General features: G+C 50.8%; 17 protein-coding genes and 7 tRNA genes. 23 read left to right on the top strand and 1 reads right to left on the bottom strand.

Annotation, left to right across the window (positions count from 1 at the left end):
* Positions 1–278 precede the first annotated feature (278 nt).
* From nagB to AACS05_RS06210, 12 genes are all read left to right on the top strand, one after another.
* Positions 279–1,079 (top strand): glucosamine-6-phosphate deaminase, encoded by an 801-nt coding sequence (gene nagB / locus AACS05_RS06265; protein ID WP_003022803.1) that lies wholly within the window; start codon positions 279–281, stop codon positions 1,077–1,079.
* Between the two features lie 60 nt (positions 1,080–1,139).
* Positions 1,140–2,288, top strand: a complete 1,149-nt coding sequence (gene nagA / locus AACS05_RS06260) for an N-acetylglucosamine-6-phosphate deacetylase (RefSeq protein ID WP_045441059.1) — start codon at positions 1,140–1,142, stop codon at positions 2,286–2,288.
* A gap of 8 nt (positions 2,289–2,296) precedes the next feature.
* Complete coding sequence (gene nagC / locus AACS05_RS06255; RefSeq protein WP_045441058.1) at positions 2,297–3,517, top strand: DNA-binding transcriptional regulator NagC; 1,221 nt, start codon at positions 2,297–2,299, stop codon at positions 3,515–3,517.
* Positions 3,518–3,574: 57 nt separating this feature from the next.
* Positions 3,575–4,327, top strand: coding sequence for a ribonucleotide monophosphatase NagD (nagD, locus tag AACS05_RS06250; RefSeq protein ID WP_038638796.1), 753 nt, complete (start codon positions 3,575–3,577; stop codon positions 4,325–4,327).
* Between the two features lie 253 nt (positions 4,328–4,580).
* The gene (asnB, locus tag AACS05_RS06245; RefSeq protein WP_045441057.1) at positions 4,581–6,245 is read left to right on the top strand and encodes an asparagine synthase B; all 1,665 of its coding nucleotides are present in this window, start codon (positions 4,581–4,583) and stop codon (positions 6,243–6,245) included.
* 223 nt (positions 6,246–6,468) lie between these two features.
* Positions 6,469–6,545: transfer RNA gene (locus AACS05_RS06240), tRNA-Met, on the top strand.
* Between the two features lie 8 nt (positions 6,546–6,553).
* Positions 6,554–6,638 (top strand) — tRNA-Leu (locus tag AACS05_RS06235).
* A 23-nt stretch (positions 6,639–6,661) separates the two neighbouring features.
* Positions 6,662–6,736 (top strand) — tRNA-Gln (locus AACS05_RS06230).
* A 37-nt stretch (positions 6,737–6,773) separates the two neighbouring features.
* A tRNA-Gln gene (locus AACS05_RS06225) sits at positions 6,774–6,848 on the top strand.
* Between the two features lie 21 nt (positions 6,849–6,869).
* Positions 6,870–6,946 (top strand) — tRNA-Met (locus tag AACS05_RS06220).
* 45 nt (positions 6,947–6,991) lie between these two features.
* Positions 6,992–7,066, top strand: a tRNA-Gln gene (locus AACS05_RS06215).
* 36 nt (positions 7,067–7,102) lie between these two features.
* A tRNA-Gln gene (locus AACS05_RS06210) sits at positions 7,103–7,177 on the top strand.
* Positions 7,178–7,284: 107 nt separating this feature from the next.
* On the opposite strand, the gene ubiF is transcribed toward AACS05_RS06210, so the two are convergent.
* Positions 7,285–8,460 carry a 3-demethoxyubiquinol 3-hydroxylase gene (ubiF, locus tag AACS05_RS06205; protein WP_045441056.1) on the bottom strand — a complete coding sequence of 392 codons (1,176 nt, stop codon included), beginning with the start codon at positions 8,458–8,460 and terminating at the stop codon, positions 7,285–7,287.
* 145 nt (positions 8,461–8,605) lie between these two features.
* Here ubiF and miaB point away from each other — a divergent pair, with 145 nt between their 5' ends.
* From miaB to AACS05_RS06150, 11 genes are all read left to right on the top strand, one after another.
* Entirely contained in the window at positions 8,606–10,036 is a 1,431-nt protein-coding gene (gene miaB / locus AACS05_RS06200; protein ID WP_045449497.1) for a tRNA (N6-isopentenyl adenosine(37)-C2)-methylthiotransferase MiaB, read from the top strand.
* A gap of 267 nt (positions 10,037–10,303) precedes the next feature.
* Entirely contained in the window at positions 10,304–11,350 is a 1,047-nt protein-coding gene (locus AACS05_RS06195) for a PhoH family protein (protein ID WP_019076268.1), read from the top strand.
* Positions 11,347–11,814, top strand: a complete 468-nt coding sequence (gene ybeY / locus AACS05_RS06190) for an rRNA maturation RNase YbeY (RefSeq protein WP_045441055.1) — start codon at positions 11,347–11,349, stop codon at positions 11,812–11,814. Before AACS05_RS06195 ends, ybeY begins: the two co-directional genes overlap by 4 nt.
* A gap of 98 nt (positions 11,815–11,912) precedes the next feature.
* Positions 11,913–12,791, top strand: coding sequence for a CNNM family magnesium/cobalt transport protein CorC (gene corC / locus AACS05_RS06185; protein WP_045441054.1), 879 nt, complete (start codon positions 11,913–11,915; stop codon positions 12,789–12,791).
* Positions 12,792–12,815: 24 nt separating this feature from the next.
* On the top strand, positions 12,816–14,354 hold the full coding sequence (gene lnt / locus AACS05_RS06180; protein ID WP_045441053.1) for an apolipoprotein N-acyltransferase: 1,539 nt from the start codon (positions 12,816–12,818) through the stop codon (positions 14,352–14,354).
* Between the two features lie 404 nt (positions 14,355–14,758).
* Positions 14,759–15,667 carry a glutamate/aspartate ABC transporter substrate-binding protein GltI gene (gene gltI / locus AACS05_RS06175; RefSeq protein WP_045441052.1) on the top strand — a complete coding sequence of 303 codons (909 nt, stop codon included), beginning with the start codon at positions 14,759–14,761 and terminating at the stop codon, positions 15,665–15,667.
* A 162-nt stretch (positions 15,668–15,829) separates the two neighbouring features.
* On the top strand, positions 15,830–16,570 hold the full coding sequence (gltJ, locus tag AACS05_RS06170) for a glutamate/aspartate ABC transporter permease GltJ (protein WP_045441051.1): 741 nt from the start codon (positions 15,830–15,832) through the stop codon (positions 16,568–16,570).
* Positions 16,570–17,244, top strand: coding sequence for a glutamate/aspartate ABC transporter permease GltK (gene gltK, locus AACS05_RS06165; protein WP_045441050.1), 675 nt, complete (start codon positions 16,570–16,572; stop codon positions 17,242–17,244). Before gltJ ends, gltK begins: the two co-directional genes overlap by 1 nt.
* Positions 17,244–17,969: a glutamate/aspartate ABC transporter ATP-binding protein GltL gene (gene gltL, locus AACS05_RS06160; protein ID WP_045441049.1), complete on the top strand. Its 726-nt coding sequence runs from the start codon at positions 17,244–17,246 to the stop codon at positions 17,967–17,969. The genes gltK and gltL overlap by 1 nt, the downstream gene beginning before the upstream one ends.
* A gap of 118 nt (positions 17,970–18,087) precedes the next feature.
* On the top strand, positions 18,088–19,023 hold the full coding sequence (rihA, locus tag AACS05_RS06155) for a pyrimidine-specific ribonucleoside hydrolase RihA (RefSeq protein ID WP_045441048.1): 936 nt from the start codon (positions 18,088–18,090) through the stop codon (positions 19,021–19,023).
* 525 nt (positions 19,024–19,548) lie between these two features.
* A complete protein-coding gene (locus AACS05_RS06150) occupies positions 19,549–20,115 on the top strand; it encodes a fimbrial protein (RefSeq protein ID WP_045441047.1) in 567 nt (188 codons plus the stop codon).
* Positions 20,116–20,135 lie beyond the last annotated feature (20 nt).

Raw genomic sequence — 20,135 nt, 5'->3', positions numbered from 1 at the left:
CAACAACAAGATTTTCTGGAACAACGATATTAACCATTCATCTACATTCAGAGTGTGTGAAAAATTAATTCGTATCGCAAATTAAAAGCATGTTTTTTGTGATTCCAGTCACCAAATATCGTTATAAACCCTCCCTTTCACTGGCTAACTACGAAAACTTATTTTATCATTCAAAAAATCGAAACGGATTGATCCTTACCGATGCAAAACCAGGTTACGCTTAATACAGCACAGCGACTCAATCCGCCAATTGCTTACATTTACTTTTGAGGTGAAGAATGAGACTGATCCCCCTGAATACCGCTGAACAAGTCGGCAAATGGGCTGCTCGCCATATCGTTAACCGTATTAACGCGTTTAAACCAACGGCAGATCGTCCGTTTGTTCTGGGCCTGCCAACTGGTGGTACACCGCTGACAGCCTATAAAGCATTAGTCGAAATGCACAAAGCGGGCCAGGTGAGCTTCAAACATGTTGTCACTTTCAACATGGACGAATATGTAGGTTTGCCGAAAGAGCATCCGGAAAGCTACCACAGCTTCATGCACCGTAACTTCTTTGATCATGTTGATATTCCAGCAGAAAATATTAACCTCCTCAATGGTAACGCGCCGGATATTGATGCAGAATGCCGTCAGTATGAAGAAAAAATCCGTTCTTACGGTAAAATCCATCTGTTTATGGGTGGTGTAGGCAACGACGGACATATCGCGTTCAACGAACCTGCCTCTTCTTTGGCTTCCCGCACACGTATCAAAACGCTGACTCATGACACTCGCGTAGCTAACTCACGCTTCTTTGATGGCGACGTAAGCCAGGTGCCTAAATATGCGCTGACCGTAGGTGTTGGCACCCTGTTGGATGCTGAAGAAGTGATGATCCTGGTGCTGGGCCATCAAAAAGCACAGGCGCTGCAAGCAGCCGTTGAAGGTAACGTCAACCATATGTGGACCATCAGTTGCCTGCAGTTGCATCCGAAAGCCGTCGTTGTCTGCGATGAGCCTTCAACAATGGAACTGAAAGTGAAAACGCTGAAATACTTCAACGAGTTAGAAGCGGAAAATATTAAAGGTCTGTAATGGTATCTCCGCCCTGCCGAAAAAGTTGCAGGGCGGCATTTTTTGAAATCGGGGGTCGGAATGTATGCTTTAACCCAGGGCCGGATTTTTACCGGTCACGAAATTCTTGATGACCATGCGATTGTTGTCGCTGATGGCCTGATAGCCAGCGTCTGCCCACTGACGGAATTACCGTCCGGGATTGAACAACGCTCACTGAATGGGGCCATTATTTCCCCCGGTTTTATTGATGTGCAGTTAAACGGCTGCGGCGGCGTACAGTTTAACGATACGGCAGAAGCCGTCACCGTTGAGACGCTGGAAATCATGCAGAAAGCCAATGAAAAATCAGGCTGCACTAACTACCTGCCCACGCTAATTACCACCAGCGATGACCTGATGAAACAAGGTGTTCGCGTAATGCGCGAATACCTGGCGAAACACCCCAACCAGGCATTAGGACTTCACCTTGAAGGTCCGTGGCTGAACCTGGTGAAAAAAGGTACCCATAATCCGGGTTTTGTCCGTCAGCCTGACGCTGCGCTGGTCGATTTCCTGTGCGATAATGCGGACGTCATCACCAAAGTGACGCTGGCACCAGAAATGGTCCCAACCGAAGTGATAACAAAGCTGGTAAATGCAGGTATTGTCGTTTCAGCAGGCCACTCTAACGCAACGGTAAAAGAAGCCAAAATTGGATTCCGTGCGGGTATCACCTTTGCAACGCACCTGTTCAACGCGATGCCTTATATTACTGGCCGCGAACCAGGTCTGGCAGGCGCAATACTTGATGAGGCCGATATTTATTGCGGTATCATCGCCGACGGTCTGCATGTTGACTACGTTAATATTCGTAACGCCAAGCGCCTGAAAGGTGACAAACTGTGCCTGGTGACCGACGCAACCGCCCCGGCAGGTGCAAATATTGAACAGTTCATTTTCGCTGGTAAAACAATATACTACCGCAATGGACTGTGTGTGGATGAGAACGGCACGCTGAGCGGCTCTTCGTTAACCATGATCGAAGGCGTACGTAATCTGGTTGAACATTGCGGTATTGCACTGGATGAAGTCCTGCGCATGGCGACTCTCTACCCTGCTCGCGCAATCGGCGTCGACAAACAACTCGGCAGCATCGCGCCAGGCAAAGTAGCCAACCTGACCGCGTTCACGCACGACTTTAAAATTATCAAGACCATCGTTAATGGCAACGAGGTCGTTACTGAGTAAGAGAAAGAATGACACCAGGCGGACAAGCTCAAATAGGTAATGTTGATCTCGTAAAACAGCTTAACAGCGCGGCAGTTTATCGCCTGATTGACCAGCATGGGCCAATCTCGCGAATTCAGATTGCCGAGCAGAGCCAACTTGCCCCCGCCAGCGTAACAAAAATTACGCGTCAACTGATTGAACGCGGGCTGATCAAAGAGGTTGATCAGCAGGCCTCCACTGGAGGCCGCCGCGCTATTTCTATCGTCACCGAAACCCGCAATTTCCACGCTATCGGCGTACGCCTGGGCCGCCACGACACCACGCTCACACTCTATGATATGAGCAGCAAAGCGGTCGCAGAAGAGCATTATCCTCTTCCCGAGCGCACACAGGAAACGCTGGAGTATGCGCTGCTCAATACGATTTCCACCTTTATTGATAGCTGCCAGCGGAAAATCCGTGAACTGATTGCTATCTCTGTCATTCTGCCAGGGCTGGTTGATCCCGAAAGCGGCGTTATCCGCTACATGCCGCATATTCAGGTTGAAAACTGGGGGTTGGTCGAAGCGCTGGAAAAACGTTTTCAGGTAACCTGCTTTGTCGGCCACGACATCCGCAGTCTGGCGCTTGCCGAGCACTATTTTGGGGCAAGTCAGGATTGCGAAGACTCCATTCTGGTGCGCGTCCATCGCGGGACCGGGGCTGGGATCATCTCAAATGGCCGAATTTTCATTGGTCGCAACGGCAACGTCGGTGAAATTGGTCATATTCAGGTTGAGCCGCTGGGTGAACGCTGCCACTGCGGGAATTTTGGCTGTCTGGAAACTATTGCAGCTAACGCATCCATTGAGCATCGCGTACAAAACTTACTCAAGCAAGGCTATCCGAGTCGACTGACGCTGGATGATTGCAACATTAAAACCATCTGTAAGGCTGCGAATAAAGGCGATAACCTGGCGTCGGAAGTCATTGAGCACGTTGGTCGCCATCTTGGCAAAACCATCGCTATCGCCATTAACCTGTTTAACCCGCAAAAAATCGTCATTGCCGGTGAGATTACTGAGGCAGATAAAGTGCTGCTTCCGGCAATAGAAAGCTGCATTAATACCCAGGCGTTGAAGGCGTTTCGCCACAATCTGCCCGTGGTTCGCTCCACGCTGGACCACCGCTCAGCCATTGGCGCATTTGCGCTGGTGAAACGCGCTATGCTCAACGGTTCGTTGCTGCAACGTTTGCTGGAAAATTAATGCTCTCATAGAATATTGGGTTACTATCAGACTCCTGACAAATTCCCTGGGTAGTTCATGACCATCAAGAATGTAATTTGTGATATCGACGGCGTGCTGATGCACGACAATGTTGCCGTACCGGGTGCGGCAGAGTTTCTGACCGGCATCCTAGAAAAAGGTTTGCCGTTAGTCCTGCTGACTAACTACCCTTCTCAGACCGGGCAGGATCTGGCGAACCGCTTCGCCACGGCGGGTGTGAATGTCCCCGATAGCGTCTTTTATACTTCCGCCATGGCCACTGCCGATTTTCTGCGTCGCCAGGAAGGGAAAAAAGCCTACGTCGTGGGTGAAGGCGCGCTGATCCACGAACTGTATAAAGCCGGCTTTACCATTACCGATGTTAACCCCGACTTCGTGATTGTCGGCGAGACGCGCTCCTACAACTGGGACATGATGCATAAAGCGGCATATTTTGTTGCCAATGGCGCGCGCTTTATCGCGACCAACCCGGATACCCATGGCCGCGGTTTTTATCCCGCCTGTGGTGCGCTCTGCGCCGGTATCGAAAAGATCTCCGGGCGTAAACCATTTTATGTCGGTAAACCCAGCCCATGGATTATTCGCGCGGCACTCAACAAAATGCAGGCGCACTCCGAAGAGACCGTTATTGTCGGTGACAACCTGCGTACAGATATTCTGGCAGGCTTCCAGGCTGGCCTTGAAACCATCCTGGTGTTGTCTGGCGTATCCACGCTTGACGATATCGACAGCATGCCGTTCCGACCAAGCTGGATCTACCCTTCCGTTGCCGAGATAGATGTTATCTAAGCACTTCTGTGCCGGAGATCAGCGTAAACGCGCCATCCGGCACACAAAATCACTCCATTCAATAAAACTGCCGATTTACTGATAATTCATCAATAAATACGCTTATTACGTAATCTTTTTTCACCATTCAATAATCATCATTGAGTTTTTTACTTTCAGCATGCCAAACTTCTTGCGCCCCCACCGCCTTTGCGGCATTTTCTTAATCAAGCAAACACAAAAAGCATCACGCAACAGGTTAACGGAGAAGGTTATGTGTTCTATTTTTGGCGTATTCGATATTAAAACAGACGCAGTTGAGCTGCGTAAAAAAGCCCTGGAATTGTCCCGTCTGATGCGTCATCGTGGCCCGGACTGGTCGGGTATTTACGCCAGTGATAACGCCATTCTGGCACATGAGCGTTTGTCGATTGTCGACGTCAACGCAGGTGCTCAGCCGCTGTACAACATGAAAAAAACACATATTCTGGCGGTGAACGGTGAAATCTATAACCACCAGGCGTTACGCGCTGAATACGGCGACCGCTACCAGTTCCAAACCGGTTCTGACTGTGAAGTTATCCTCGCGCTGTATCAGGAAAAAGGGCCAGAATTCCTCGACTCCCTGCAGGGTATGTTTGCCTTTGCGCTGTACGACAGCGAACAAGACGCCTACCTGATTGGCCGCGATCATCTCGGGATCATCCCGTTGTATATGGGCTATGACGAACACGGTAACTTCTATGTTGCCTCAGAAATGAAAGCGCTGGTTCCGGTGTGCCGCACGATTAAAGAATTCCCGGCCGGTAGCTATCTGTGGAGCAAAGATGGCGAAATTCGTCAATACTACCAGCGCGACTGGTTTGAATACGATGCGGTAAAAGACAATGTGACGGATAAAAACGAACTGCGTCAGGCGCTGGAAGACGCCGTCAAAAGCCATCTGATGTCAGATGTCCCTTACGGTGTACTGCTGTCCGGCGGCCTGGACTCCTCCGTTATTTCTGCCATCACCAAAAAATACGCGGCGCGTCGTGTTGAAGATCAGGAACGCAGCGAAGCCTGGTGGCCTCAGTTGCACTCCTTCGCTGTGGGTCTGGAAGGCGCACCAGATTTGAAAGCCGCGCAAGAAGTGGCGAACCATTTAGGCACCGTGCATCACGAGATCCACTTCACCGTGCAGGAAGGTTTGGATGCGATCCGCGACGTCATCTATCACATCGAAACCTACGATGTAACAACAATTCGCGCCTCAACGCCGATGTACCTGATGTCTCGTAAAATTAAAGCGATGGGCATTAAAATGGTGCTGTCGGGTGAAGGTTCAGACGAAGTCTTTGGCGGCTATCTCTACTTCCATAAAGCGCCAGACGCGAAAGAGCTGCATGAAGAAACCGTGCGTAAACTACAAGCGCTGCATATGTTTGACTGTGCTCGTGCCAACAAAGCGATGTCTGCCTGGGGTGTCGAAGCCCGCGTTCCCTTCCTGGATAAAAAATTCCTCGATGTGGCGATGCGCATCAACCCGCAGGATAAAATGTGTGGCAACGGGAAAATGGAAAAACATGTCCTGCGCGAATGCTTTGAATCTTACCTGCCAGCCAGCGTGGCGTGGCGTCAGAAAGAGCAGTTCTCTGACGGCGTCGGTTACAGCTGGATTGACACGCTGAAAGAAGTGGCAGCAGAGCAAGTTTCCGACCAGCAACTGGAAACCGCCAGCTTCCGCTTCCCGTATAACACGCCATCATCGAAAGAGGCGTACTTGTACCGTGAGATTTTCGAAGAACTGTTCCCGGTAGCAAGCGCTGCTGAATGCGTGCCTGGCGGCCCGTCTGTCGCCTGTTCTTCAGCAAAAGCAATTGAATGGGATGAAGCGTTCAAAACCATGAACGATCCATCAGGCCGTGCAGTTGGTGTGCATCAGTCAGCTTATAAGTAAGCAAATCATCAGAAAAGAGCCCTACGGGGCTCTTTTTTTATGTCGATTTAACGTGCGGAAAAACAATTAATAACTAATAATTGCCGAATATTGCGTCATGCTGTTCGCAACCTAACCAAACAGTCACATTCCAGCTATTTTCCATGAAAAAGGGGTTGACGCTTCAAAGCTCAATACGCATAATGCGCCCCGCAACGCCGATAAGGTAACGCGAAAAAAAGATGGCTACGTAGCTCAGCTGGTTAGAGCACATCACTCATAATGATGGGGTCACAGGTTCGAATCCCGTCGTAGCCACCATCTTTTTTGCGGGAGTGGCGAAATTGGTAGACGCACCAGATTTAGGTTCTGGCGCCGCAAGGTGTGCGAGTTCAAGTCTCGCCTCCCGCACCATTCACCCGTAAGCGTTGCACGGATGGGGTATCGCCAAGCGGTAAGGCACCGGTTTTTGATACCGGCATTCCCTGGTTCGAATCCAGGTACCCCAGCCATTTTTTCTTCGATATAGCGGTTCACCGCGACGGTCATTGGGGTATCGCCAAGCGGTAAGGCACCGGTTTTTGATACCGGCATTCCCTGGTTCGAATCCAGGTACCCCAGCCATCGAAGAATATGATAATATATGGCTACGTAGCTCAGCTGGTTAGAGCACATCACTCATAATGATGGGGTCACAGGTTCGAATCCCGTCGTAGCCACCATATTAAGGACGTATCGATTTAATTCGGTAAATCCAAAAAAATTGTTGGGGTATCGCCAAGCGGTAAGGCTCTGGTTTCTGATACCAGCATTCCGAGGTTCGAATCCTCGTACCCCAGCCAATTTCAAAAAGTCGTCCACTTTGTGGGTGCACCCGTTGGGGTATCGCCAAGCGGTAAGGCTCTGGTTTCTGATACCAGCATTCCGAGGTTCGAATCCTCGTACCCCAGCCATATTAAAAAAGCTCGCTTTGGCGAGCTTTTTGCTTTTCTGCGCTCTCAATATCGTATGGCAAAAGGCTTATCGGGCCTACGGCGAATTGCGTAGGCCCGCATACGCACTACAACCCTAACGCATACTTCAGCGCCTGACGCTTCAACACACCGGCTCGCTCTGCCGCCATTAACCCGAGGTTACGCATAATACGCAGCGGCTGCAGATTGTTGCTAAACCCGGCGTAGAACAGATCCATCCCACTCTGCATAATGAAGTTATCGGTCATACGACGGTTTTGGTAGCGTTTCAGCACCTGTTGACTGGCCCAGGATTCACCATAGCTACGGGCATTAACCAGCACATCAATCAGGGCATCAACGTCGCGGTATCCCAGATTAACCCCCTGCCCCGCCAGCGGATGAATGGTATGCGCGGCATCACCCACCAGCGCCAGACCTGGCTGCACATATTGCAACGCATGGCGACGAGTAAGCGGAAACGCGCCCGCTGCGACTGGTGTAACGTGTCCGAGCCGTGCAGGAAAGTGTTTGGTGATCTCGGCCTGTAGCTGCGGCATGCTGAGACTCTGCAACTGGCGGATCCTTGCCGGAGAGTCATACCACACCAGCGAAGCCCAGTTATCGAACAGCGGTAAAAACGCGCGAGGACCGTCAGGGGTAAATTGCTGCCAGGTGCTGTCTCCTGGTGAGTTCTCGCATTTAACGGTTATCAACATACAGGATTGCGCATACTGCCAGGCATGAATGCCAATTCCAGCCATTTGGCGTACCTGAGAATTCGCCCCATCGGCACCGATCACCAGCTTCACAGTGATCTTTTCACCGCCTGCCAGCTCAAGCTCATGCCGGTCATTATGGCGATGCAGCGAGATCAGTGATGCCGGCACGCGCAAAGTCACCTTTGGATGGGCTTCCAGCGCCTGCCAGAGCGCCTGTTGCAGGACATTGTTTTCCACCATATAGCCCAGCAATGGCAGTTTAAGCTCAGCGGCATCAAACACCACATGAGCGTTTTCCCACTCCCAGGTTTCCAGGCGACGATAAGGATGACTGCGCATACCCTGTACCGCATCCCAGACGCCCAGCCCTTTCAACAGCGACACAGATGCCGAGCTAATCGCCGAAATACGCACATCAGGTTGTCCGTCAGCCACGAACGGCGCAGGAACGGCATGTTCAATAACCGTTACCGAGAATCCATGCTGCGCCAGTCCAAGCGCCAGCGCGCCGCCGACCATCCCCCCGCCGACAATGGCAATTTCCGTTGGTTGATTTGTCATGGTCAATCATCCTGTTACATGTATTGTGTAAGTTTACAGGATTTTTTACCCCTTGAGGCTGACATCGGTCATACTGGTCACAACCGCGCCAAAGCAGTACACTATGCGCCCTGCATTTCAGCCACAATTTCGCAAGAGCAAGTCGATGACCAAAAAACTCCATATTAAAACCTGGGGCTGTCAGATGAACGAATACGATTCATCGAAGATGGCCGATCTGCTGGATGCCACTCACGGATATCAACTGACCGATGTGGCGGAAGAAGCGGATGTGTTGCTGTTGAATACCTGCTCAATCCGCGAGAAGGCTCAGGAAAAAGTTTTCCACCAGTTAGGTCGCTGGAAACTCTTAAAAGAGAAAAATCCCGATCTTATTATTGGTGTCGGTGGCTGTGTTGCCTCTCAGGAAGGTGATCACATTCGTCAACGTGCACACTATGTCGATATTATTTTTGGGCCACAAACGCTTCACCGCCTGCCGGAAATGATCAATAAAGTTCGCGGCAGCAACACCCGTAGCCCGGTGGTGGATATCAGCTTCCCGGAAATCGAAAAATTCGACCGCCTGCCTGAACCGCGTGCTGAAGGTCCAAGCGCGTTTGTATCCATCATGGAAGGCTGTAATAAATATTGTACTTACTGCGTGGTGCCGTACACCCGTGGTGAAGAAGTCAGCCGCCCGGCGGATGACATTCTGTTCGAAATCGCCCAGCTTGCAGCTCAGGGCGTACGTGAAGTGAACCTGCTGGGGCAAAACGTCAACGCCTGGCGTGGTGAGAACTACGACGGCACAATTGGTTCGTTTGCCGACCTGCTGCGTCTGGTTGCCGCTATCGACGGGATCGATCGCATTCGCTTTACCACCAGCCATCCGATCGAGTTCACCGATGATATCGTTGAAGTCTATCGTGACACCCCGGAGTTGGTGAGCTTCCTGCACCTGCCGGTACAGAGTGGTTCGGATCGCGTCCTGAACCTGATGGGCCGTACCCATACCGCGCTGGAATATAAAGCGATCATCCGTAAACTGCGCGCCGCGCGCCCGGACATCCAGATTAGCTCTGACTTCATTGTTGGCTTCCCTGGTGAAACCACGCAAGATTTCGAGCAGACCATGAAGCTGATTGCTGACGTCAATTTCGACATGAGCTACAGCTTTATCTTCTCTGCGCGTCCTGGCACACCAGCCGCCGATATGGTTGACGACGTTCCGGAAGAAGAGAAAAAACAGCGTCTGTATATTCTGCAGGAACGTATCAACCAGCAGGCGATGGCCTGGAGTCGCCGTATGCTCGGCACGACTCAGCGTATTCTGGTTGAAGGCACGTCGCGTAAAAGCATTATGGAACTGTCTGGACGTACCGAAAATAACCGTGTGGTGAACTTTGAAGGCACCCCGGAAATGATTGGTAAGTTCGTAGACGTTGAAATTACCGACGTCTGGACCAACTCTCTGCGCGGTAAAGTGGTACGCACTGAAGACGAAATGGGCCTGCGCATCGCAGAAAGTCCTGAGTCAGTCATTGCACGCACCCGCAAAGAAAACGATCTCGGCGTAGGTATTTATCAGCCTTAATCTTAAGGCATCACCTCCCCCTGAATAATTCGAGCTGCAGAAAGGCGGCAAGAGCGTGAATCCCCAGGAGCATAGATAACTATGTGACTGGGGTGAACAAGCGAAGCCAACGCATCTGCAGCCTGAAGTATGACAGGCGGCCTTGCAATTCCTTACCCAATCCCCATATTTATCGCAATGCTTGCGCCTTTTCTCTGTGGCGTGAATAATTTCCTTACATGCCGGTGAATGTTCAACGTCCGGCGATACATGCATAAGAGGAACGGTTTGAACATAGACACTCGAGAAATCACCCTTGAACCCGCAGACAACGCCCGTTTGTTGAGTCTTTGCGGTCCGTTTGATGACAACATCAAACAGCTGGAACGTCGCCTCGGCATCGAAATTAACCGCCGCGATAACCACTTTAAACTGACCGGTCGTCCGATTTGCGTCACCGCTGCGGCAGATATTTTACGCAGTCTCTACGTTGATACCGCCCCGATGCGCGGCCAGACGCAGGACATCGAGCCAGAACAAATTCACCTGGCGATCAAAGAAGCGCGTGTTCTTGAACAGAGCGCAGACAGCGTGCCTGAGTTTGGCAAAGCGGTGAACATCAAAACCAAACGCGGGGTGATTAAACCGCGTACGCCGAATCAGGCGCAGTATATCGCCAACATTCTTGACCACGACATCACCTTCGGCGTTGGCCCTGCAGGTACGGGTAAAACTTACCTTGCCGTTGCCGCGGCGGTAGATGCGCTTGAGCGTCAGGAAATCCGCCGTATTCTGCTGACCCGTCCGGCGGTTGAAGCCGGTGAAAAACTGGGTTTCCTGCCAGGCGATCTGAGCCAGAAAGTCGACCCGTATTTACGCCCGCTGTATGACGCTCTGTTCGAAATGCTCGGTTTCGAGAAAGTAGAGAAGCTGATTGAGCGTAACGTCATTGAGGTCGCACCACTGGCTTATATGCGCGGTCGTACGCTGAACGATGCGTTCATCATTCTTGATGAGAGTCAGAACACCACCATCGAACAAATGAAAATGTTCCTGACTCGTATCGGCTTTAACTCCAAAGCCGTTATCACTGGCGACATTACCCAGATTGACCTACCGCGCAGCACCAAATCCGGCCTGCGTCATGCCATCGAAGTGCTGGCTGAAGTCGACGAGATTAGTTTTAATTTCTTCCATAGCGAAGACGTGGTGCGCCACCCGGTAGTTGCCCGTATCGTGACGGCGTATGAGGCCTGGGAAGAAGCAGAACAAAAACGAAAAGCCGAGCTGGCTGCGGAACGTAAACGCGAAGCTCAGGAACAGGAACAAAAATGAGTCAGGTTATCCTCGATTTACAGCTGGCATGTGAAAATGAATCCGGCTTACCGCAAGAGAGTCAGTTTCAGGCATGGCTGGATGCAGTGATCCCGCAGTTCCAGGAAGAATCAGAAGTGACTATTCGCCTGGTTGATGACGCCGAAAGTCACGAACTGAACCTGACCTATCGCGGAAAGGACAAGTCTACCAACGTGCTTTCCTTCCCGTTTGAAGCGCCTCCGGGGATTGAGCTGCCGCTGCTGGGTGACCTGATCATCTGCCGCCAGGTAGTTGAAAAAGAAGCGCAGGAGCAAGGCAAACCGCTGGAAGCCCACTGGGCGCATATGGTGGTGCATGGTAGCCTGCATTTGCTGGGTTACGACCATATCGAAGACGACGAAGCGGAAGAGATGGAATCCCTTGAAACAGAGATTATGCTTGCTCTGGGCTATGAGGATCCGTACATTGCCGAGAAAGAATAAGCTGCCGGGCTAACGCCCGGCGGTTGTTGTTGCCGTCTGACGCAGAGTATTTGCTCGACGTGCTTAATATTAACTAACATGAGAACCCATACGACGCCATGAGCGACGACAATTCACACAGTAGTGACACCTTAAACAGCAAAAAGGGATTTTTTTCCCTGTTACTGAGCCAACTTTTCCACGGTGAACCTAAAAACCGCGACGAACTGTTGGAGCTGATCCGTGATTCCGGGCAGAACGACCTTATCGATGAAGATACGCGCGATATGCTCGAAGGGGTGATGGACATTGCGGACCAACGCGTTCGCGACATCATGATCCCCCGCTCCCAGATGATTACCCTCAAACGCAACCAGACCCTGGATGAATGCCTCGATGTTATTATCGAGTCTGCTCACTCGCGTTTCCCGGTGATCAGCGAAGACAAAGATCACATTGAAGGGATTCTGATGGCCAAAGACTTGCTGCCGTTCATGCGCAGCGATTCCGAAGCCTTCAGCATGGAAAAAGTGTTACGCCAGGCAGTTGTCGTACCTGAGAGCAAGCGTGTTGACCGCATGCTGAAAGAGTTCCGTTCTCAGCGTTACCATATGGCTATCGTCATCGACGAATTCGGCGGAGTGTCTGGTCTGGTGACTATTGAAGACATCCTTGAACTGATCGTCGGTGAAATCGAAGATGAGTACGACGAAGAAGACGATATTGATTTCCGTCAGCTCAGTCGCCATACATGGACTATCCGAGCGCTCGCGCCAATTGAAGACTTCAACGAAGCCTTTGGCACCCACTTTAGCGACGAAGAAGTGGATACCATTGGCGGGCTGGTCATGCAGGCCTTTGGTCATCTGCCCGCTCGCGGTGAGACTATCGACATCGATGGTTACCAGTTCAAAGTAGCAATGGCCGACAGCCGTCGTATTATTCAGGTTCATGTCAGAATTCCGGACGACTCACCCCAGCCCAAACTGGACGAATAAACCCGATACTGGATCAAAGACTACATGGCATTTGCCCCATTAATTGAACGCCAGCGCATTCGCCTGCTGCTGGCGTTATTATTCGGTGCCTGCGGGACGCTGGCTTTCTCTCCGTATGACATCTGGCCTGCAGCGATTGTTTCGCTGATGGGCCTGCAGGCTCTCACCCTCAACCGCCGCCCACTCCAGTCTGCCGCTATTGGCTATTTCTGGGGAATGGGGCTTTTTGGCTCCGGCATCAACTGGGTCTACGTCAGCATCGCGCAATTTGGCGGTATGCCGGGACCGGTTAACGTTTTCCTCGTGGTACTGCTTGCCGCGTACCTCTCGCTCTACACCGGTCTGTTTGCCGGTATTTTGTCGCGATTGTGGCCGAAAACCACCTGGCTACGGGTGGCGATCGCCGCACCGGTTGTCTGGCAGATAACCGAATTTCTGCGCGGTTGGGTGCTGACCGGCTTCCCGTGGCTGCAGTTTGGCTACAGTCAGATTGATGGCCCGTTGAAAGGGCTGGCACCGGTAATGGGCGTTGAGGCGATTAACTTCCTGCTGATGATGGTCAGCGGTCTGCTGGTATTGGCGTTAGTCACGCGTAACTGGCGTCCGCTGGTGGCGGCCGTCGTGCTTTTCGCCCTGCCCTTCCCGCTACGCTACATTCAGTGGTATACCCTCGAACCGGAAAAAACCACCCAGGTTTCCATGGTACAGGGCGACATTCCGCAGTCACTGAAGTGGGATGAGGGCCAACTTCTCAACACGCTGAAGATTTATCTCGACGCTACCCAGCCCGAGATGGGTAAATCACAGCTGATTATCTGGCCGGAGTCCGCCATCCCGGATCTGGAAATCAATCAGCAGCGTTTCCTCAGCATGATGGATGACCTGTTAAAATCCAAAAACAGTACCTTAATCACCGGGATTGTTGACGCTCGCCTCAACAAACAGAATCGTTACAATACCTACAACACCATCATCACGCTGGGTAAAGACAGTCCGTACAGCTACGACTCCACAAATCGCTACAACAAGAACCATCTGGTACCGTTTGGTGAATTTGTTCCGCTGGAATCGATTCTGCGCCCGTTAGCGCCGTTCTTTGACCTGCCAATGTCCTCGTTTAGCCGTGGCCCGTATATCCAGCCACAGCTGCACGCACACGGTTTTAAACTGACTGCGGCAATCTGCTACGAAATTATCCTTGGCGAACAGGTACGCGATAACTTCCGTCCGGATACGGACTACTTGCTGACCATCTCCAATGATGCCTGGTTTGGTAAATCCATCGGCCCGTGGCAGCACTTCCAGATGGCACGTATGCGTTCCCTGGAGCTGGCGCGTCCGCTACTGCGTAGCACCAATAACGGGATTACCGCGGTGATTGGTCCGCAGGGTGACGTGCAGGCCATGATCCCGCAGTTTACCCGCCAGGTACTGACCACCAGCGTCACGCCGACAACGGGTCTCACACCTTATGCCCGTACCGGCAACTGGCCGCTGTGGCTTATCACCGCACTGCTTGGTTTTGGCGCAGTGTTGATGAGTCTGCGTCAACGTCGTAAGTAAAGCGGCTGTACCGTCGGATGACGGCGCGAAAACATTTTATCCGGCTTACAACCTCACTGTAGGCCGGATAAGCTAAATACTATCCTGCATCGAAACCCACCGAACTTCCCATTCTGGCACGTCAATTGCTTTATTAAATAACACAATAGCAATTTGGATGAATGTGCAACCTGGTCGCACCAAAGCGGATCACTGGTAGCACCTAAAAAGTGCAACAAGATATTTTTGCCCCTAAACGGTGCGGCGCACTTCGCAAAAATAAACAATAACACAGCAAATTCTTTACATTCATCCAAACTAAATGTTAACAAACACACACAAGACTGCACATTTAAGTTGCAAACAATAACAACATCACAATGGGTATCAATGCGTCCCTGGCGCAGACGATAAAGGAGTTGGATATGCAATTACGTAAGCTCGCCACTGCCATGCTGGTTATGGGAATGTCCGCCGGTCTGGCGCATGCAGAAGACGCAGCGCCCGCAGCAGGCAGCACGCTGGACAAGATCGCAAAAAATGGCGTGATCGTCGTCGGGCACCGTGAATCATCGGTTCCGTTTTCTTACTACGATAATCAGCAAAAAGTGGTCGGTTATTCACAGGATTACTCCAACGCGATCGTTGAAGCCGTGAAGAAAAAGCTGAACAAGCCTGACCTGCAGGTAAAACTGATTCCGATTACCTCGCAAAACCGTATTCCCCTGCTGCAAAACGGGACCTTCGACTTTGAATGTGGCTCCACCACCAACAACGTTGAACGCCAGAAGCAAGCTGCTTTCTCTGACACCATTTTCGTTGTAGGCACGCGTCTGCTGGCGAAAAAAGGCGGCGATATTAAAGACTTCCCGGATCTGAAAGGCAAAGCCGTGGTCGTCACTTCCGGTACTACCTCTGAAGTGCTGCTGCACAAGCTGAACGAAGAACAAAAAATGGATATGCGCATCATCAGCGCGAAAGACCACGGTGACTCTTTCCGTACCCTGGAAAGCGGTCGCGCCGTTGCCTTTATGATGGATGACGCACTGCTGGCTGGCGAGCGCGCGAAAGCGAAGAAACCGGACAACTGGGAGATCGTCGGTAAGCCGCAATCTCAGGAAGCTTACGGCTGTATGCTGCGTAAAGACGACGTCGCATTCAAGAAGCTGATGGATGACACCATCGCTCAGGCTCAGACCTCCGGTGAAGCAGAAAAATGGTTTGATAAGTGGTTTAAAAACCCAATTCCACCGAAAAACCTGAACATGAATTTCGAGCTGTCAAACGAGATGAAAGCCCTGTTCAAAGAACCGAATGACAAAGCACTTAACTAACTAAAATAAATGGGGCGAGTTTACCTTGCCCTCTCGATTGTTTTTCAGCACGGACAGACTATAAGCCTGATGGTCGTTCCCCATCAGGCTCGAAAACCGAAAAACGCTGGATAACAATCTTCGAGGGTAGCGCTGCTACCCTTTTTTTTCTGGAGTAGATTTATGTCTATAGACTGGAACTGGGGCATTTTTTTACAACAAGCCCCGTTCGGCAACACCACCTATCTCGGCTGGCTCTGGAGTGGTTTCCAGGTTACGGTCGCGTTATCTATCACTGCCTGGATTATCGCTTTCCTGGTGGGTTCTCTGTTCGGTATTTTACGTACTGTTCCCAACCGCTTCCTTGCCGGGCTCGGCACGCTGTATGTTGAACTGTTTCGCAACGTTCCGCTGATTGTACAATTCTTCACCTGGTATCTGGTGGTCCCTGAATTGCTGCCGGAGAATCTCGGCATGTGGTTCAAGGCTGAACTGGATCCCAATATTCAGTTCTTCCTTTCATCGATGATCTGTCTGGGGCTGTTTACTGCCGCTCGCGTCTGCGAACAGGTTCGCGCTGCGATTCAGTCTCTGCCTCGCGGGCAGAAAAATGCAGCGCTGGCGATGGGTCTGACTCTGCCACAGGCATACCGCTATGTTCTGCTGCCTAACGCCTACCGCGTGATCGTCCCGCCGATGACTTCAGAGATGATGAACCTGGTGAAAAACTCAGCCATCGCCTCGACCATCGGTCTGGTCGATATGGCGGCACAGGCAGGAAAACTGCTGGATTACTCAGCCCACGCATGGGAATCGTTTACGGCCATTACCCTGGCCTATGTACTGATTAACGCCTTTATTATGCTGGTGATGAATCTTGTCGAACGTAAAATCCGCCTGCCTGGCAACATAGGAGGCAAATAATGTACGATTTTGACTGGAGCTCGATTGTCCCTTCCCTGCCGTATCTGTTGGATGGGCTGCTCATCACGCTGAAAATTACCGTTACGGCGGTCATCATCGGTATCGTCTGGGGAACCATCCTGGCGGTCATGCGTCTGTCCAGCTTCGCGCCAATTGCCTGGTTTGCGAAAATATACGTTAACGTATTCCGTTCCATTCCGCTGGTGATGGTGCTGCTGTGGTTCTATCTGATCGTGCCTGGCTTCCTGCAAAACGTGCTGGGTCTGTCACCGAAAACCGATATTCGTCTGATCTCAGCAATGGTCGCGTTTTCGATGTTTGAAGCCGCCTACTACTCGGAGATTATCCGCGCAGGGATCCAGAGTATTTCCCGCGGGCAATCCAGCGCTGCGCTGGCACTGGGGATGACCCACTGGCAATCGATGAAGCTCATCATATTGCCACAGGCATTTCGCGCCATGGTTCCGCTGCTGCTTACCCAGGGCATCGTACTGTTCCAGGACACCTCCCTGGTCTACGTATTGAGTCTGGCAGACTTCTTCCGCACCGCCTCCACCATTGGCGAGCGTGACGGCACTCAGGTTGAGATGATCCTGTTTGCTGGCGCCGTCTATTTTGTATTCAGTCTGAGCGCATCGTTGTTGGTCAGCTATTTGAAGAAAAGGACAGTTTAATGATTACCCTGAAAAATGTTTCTAAATGGTATGGTCACTTTCAGGTGCTGACCGACTGCTCCACAGAAGTGAAAAAAGGTGAAGTGGTGGTGGTCTGCGGCCCGTCAGGTTCCGGTAAATCAACGCTAATCAAAACGGTAAACGGGCTGGAGCCTGTGCAGCAGGGTATCATCACCGTTGATGGTACCGTTGTGAATGATAAAAAAACCGATCTGGCAAAACTACGTTCCCGCGTCGGCATGGTGTTCCAGCACTTTGAACTGTTCCCCCATCTGTCGATCATTGAGAACCTGACTCTGGCCCAGGTAAAAGTGCTCAAACGTGATAAAGCGCCCGCTCGAGAAAAAGCGCAAAAGTTGCTCGAACGCGTAGGGTTATCAGCCCATGCCAATAAGTTTCCGGCGCAGCTCTCCGGTGGTCAGCAGCAGCGTGTTGCTATCGCCCGCGCGCTGTGTATGGACCCTATCGCCATGCTGTTTGACGAACCCACATCGGCACTTGATCCTGAAATGATCAACGAAGTACTGGACGTTATGGTTGAACTGGCCAATGAAGGCATGACCATGATGGTGGTGACTCATGAAATGGGCTTCGCGCGTAAAGTGGCTAACCGGGTTATCTTTATGGATGAAGGGAAAATTGTTGAAGACTCGGAAAAAGAGGCCTTCTTCGCCAACCCGAAATCAGACCGCGCCAAAGACTTCCTCGCTAAAATTCTGCATTAATTCTTCCTGCGCGCACTCGGTAGAGTGCGCGTTACATCACGCTTTAGCATTTCTATTCTCGTTCATTTCATTAGCCAGCTTTAACCTTGTTACAAAATCACGCGAACAAGGAATTGCTATGGCACTGCCGATCATTCTTGATTGCGATCCCGGTCATGACGACGCGATCGCCATTGTTCTTGCACTCGCTTCTCCCGAACTTGAAGTGAAAGCCATTACCTCCTCTGCCGGTAACCAGACGCCGGAGAAAACCCTGCGTAACGTGCTAAGAATGCTGACGCTGCTGAAACGCCCTGATATCCCAGTGGCGGGCGGTGCGGTAAAACCGCTGATGCGTGAACTGATTATCGCCGACAACGTTCACGGCGAAAGCGGTCTTGACGGCCCGGCTCTGCCGGAACCCTCATTCGCACCGCTTAACTGTAACGCCGTCGAACTGATGGCAAAAACACTGCGCGAAAGCCACGAACCGGTGACGCTTGTATCAACCGGACCACAAACCAACGTCGCCCTGTTGCTTAATAGCCACCCGGAACTGCACGATAAAATCGCGCAAATTGTGATCATGGGCGGTGCAATGGCGCTCGGTAACTGGACACCTGCCGCCGAGTTCAACATCTACGTTGACCCGGAAGCCGCAGAAATCGTCTTCCAGTCTGGGATCCCTATTGTCATGGCCGGGCTGGACGTCACGCACAAAGCGCAGATTTATCATGAAGACACCGAGCGCTTCCGCGCTATCGGCAACCCGATTTCCACCATCGTGGCCGAATTACTGGATTTCTTCCTCGAATACCACAAAGACGAAAAATGGGGCTTTATCGGCGCGCCATTGCATGACCCGTGTACCATCGCCTGGCTTCTCCAACCCGAATTGTTCACCACCGTAGAACGATGGGTTGGCGTGGAAACGCAGGGGAAATACACGCAGGGCATGACGGTCGTAGATTACTACTTCCTGACGGGGAATAAACCGAACGCGAAGGTGATGGTCGATGTTGATCGCCAGGGGTTTGTCGATTTACTGGCGAAAAGATTGAAATTTTACGCGTAATGAATGTCTTGATTAAGACCATCGTAATAAAATGCGATGGCCTTGTTTCGTATTAGTCGAGAGAATACATAGCTTAATGAATCCTTTTTCCGGATCTTAGCCCGAAGAGAAAAGAAGGCCAAAAGGTACGAAGCTATCCTACTTTTACCTGTAATCTCATTATCAAGAACAAAGACCTACAGGGCCAGAATCTAAATATATTCTTAAAAACAACTTTCTGATATGTTCTTAAAAGCGTTCATATTACATCGATTAATAAACATATCATCTACATAGCCTTGTTTTCTTGTGGTATCAACTCAGAAAAAAGCCAAATTCCTTTTCACGGTGAATATTATTTCTTTTTACCTAATTGCTGTGTGCGATATATTTGGTTAAACAATTTTATTGTATGAATCTCCATGGCTACAATCTTTTCGTTGCAGATTTACTATTTATTATCTGCATCAATATATTTACGAGAAAGATAAATATCTTTTTGCATCGTTAGTACCATGTTTTTGACATGAAAAAATGGAGTTTTAAATGAAAAAGGTACTTTTAGCAGCATCCGTAATGGCCGCACTGATTTCCGGCCACGTTATGGCAAGCGACACCATCACCATTAACGGTGAAATCATCGAAAAAGGTTGCACCATTGGTGAGAACGGTAATGCGAATATCGATCTGCGTACCGTGACCGTTGCACAGGTGAAAGAGACCGGTATAGGTAGCGAACTGGCAAACCAGGCTGACTATTTCATGATTAAAGATTGCCCGGCAGGCTACGAAGTTGAATTAAACTTCATTGCTGACATCCCGCCAGGGTATGATAACGGTATTGTGAACACTGAAGCACCATCAAATACAGTTGTTGCGCATTACCTGCGAGATGCGCGTCCTACTCATATATCAGACCACGTATATTTGACTAACCCATCCAGAAACCAGGTATACCTTGATAACGATGAACGCACTAAAGCACAATCAAGTACGGGCTTTAGTTTCCCGATTGAATCAGGTTATCTGAAAACGGCTGAAGTTGATGGTGAAAATACGCCAGCCGGTCTCACCAAATCTGTGGTAACGCTGAACGTATATTATCGTCAGTAATTTGCACAAACGGGTGTAAT

Origin of the sequence: Citrobacter sp. S-77 (genome assembly GCF_963864895.1) — a bacterium.
GTDB classification, from domain to species: domain Bacteria; phylum Pseudomonadota; class Gammaproteobacteria; order Enterobacterales; family Enterobacteriaceae; genus Citrobacter; species Citrobacter murliniae.
The sequence above is the reverse complement of the archived record's forward strand: the minus strand, read 5'-3'. Positions and strand labels throughout refer to the sequence as shown.

Bases quoted from the DNA above. Each gene is read 5' to 3' on its own strand.
- gltL (WP_045441049.1), top strand. From the start codon at position 17,244: ATGATTACCCTGAAAAATGTTTCTAAATGGTATGGTCACTTTCAGGTG.
- miaB (WP_045449497.1), top strand. From the start codon at position 8,606: ATGACCAAAAAACTCCATATTAAAACCTGGGGCTGTCAGATGAACGAA.
- ybeY (WP_045441055.1), top strand. From the start codon at position 11,347: ATGAGTCAGGTTATCCTCGATTTACAGCTGGCATGTGAAAATGAATCC.
- lnt (WP_045441053.1), top strand. From the start codon at position 12,816: ATGGCATTTGCCCCATTAATTGAACGCCAGCGCATTCGCCTGCTGCTG.
- gltK (WP_045441050.1), top strand. From the start codon at position 16,570: ATGTACGATTTTGACTGGAGCTCGATTGTCCCTTCCCTGCCGTATCTG.
- gltI (WP_045441052.1), top strand. From the start codon at position 14,759: ATGCAATTACGTAAGCTCGCCACTGCCATGCTGGTTATGGGAATGTCC.
- nagA (WP_045441059.1), top strand. From the start codon at position 1,140: ATGTATGCTTTAACCCAGGGCCGGATTTTTACCGGTCACGAAATTCTT.
- nagC (WP_045441058.1), top strand. From the start codon at position 2,297: ATGACACCAGGCGGACAAGCTCAAATAGGTAATGTTGATCTCGTAAAA.
- rihA (WP_045441048.1), top strand. From the start codon at position 18,088: ATGGCACTGCCGATCATTCTTGATTGCGATCCCGGTCATGACGACGCG.
- ubiF (WP_045441056.1), bottom strand. From the start codon at position 8,460: ATGACAAATCAACCAACGGAAATTGCCATTGTCGGCGGGGGGATGGTC.
- corC (WP_045441054.1), top strand. From the start codon at position 11,913: ATGAGCGACGACAATTCACACAGTAGTGACACCTTAAACAGCAAAAAG.
- gltJ (WP_045441051.1), top strand. From the start codon at position 15,830: ATGTCTATAGACTGGAACTGGGGCATTTTTTTACAACAAGCCCCGTTC.
- asnB (WP_045441057.1), top strand. From the start codon at position 4,581: ATGTGTTCTATTTTTGGCGTATTCGATATTAAAACAGACGCAGTTGAG.
- nagD (WP_038638796.1), top strand. From the start codon at position 3,575: ATGACCATCAAGAATGTAATTTGTGATATCGACGGCGTGCTGATGCAC.
- nagB (WP_003022803.1), top strand. From the start codon at position 279: ATGAGACTGATCCCCCTGAATACCGCTGAACAAGTCGGCAAATGGGCT.
- AACS05_RS06150 (WP_045441047.1), top strand. From the start codon at position 19,549: ATGAAAAAGGTACTTTTAGCAGCATCCGTAATGGCCGCACTGATTTCC.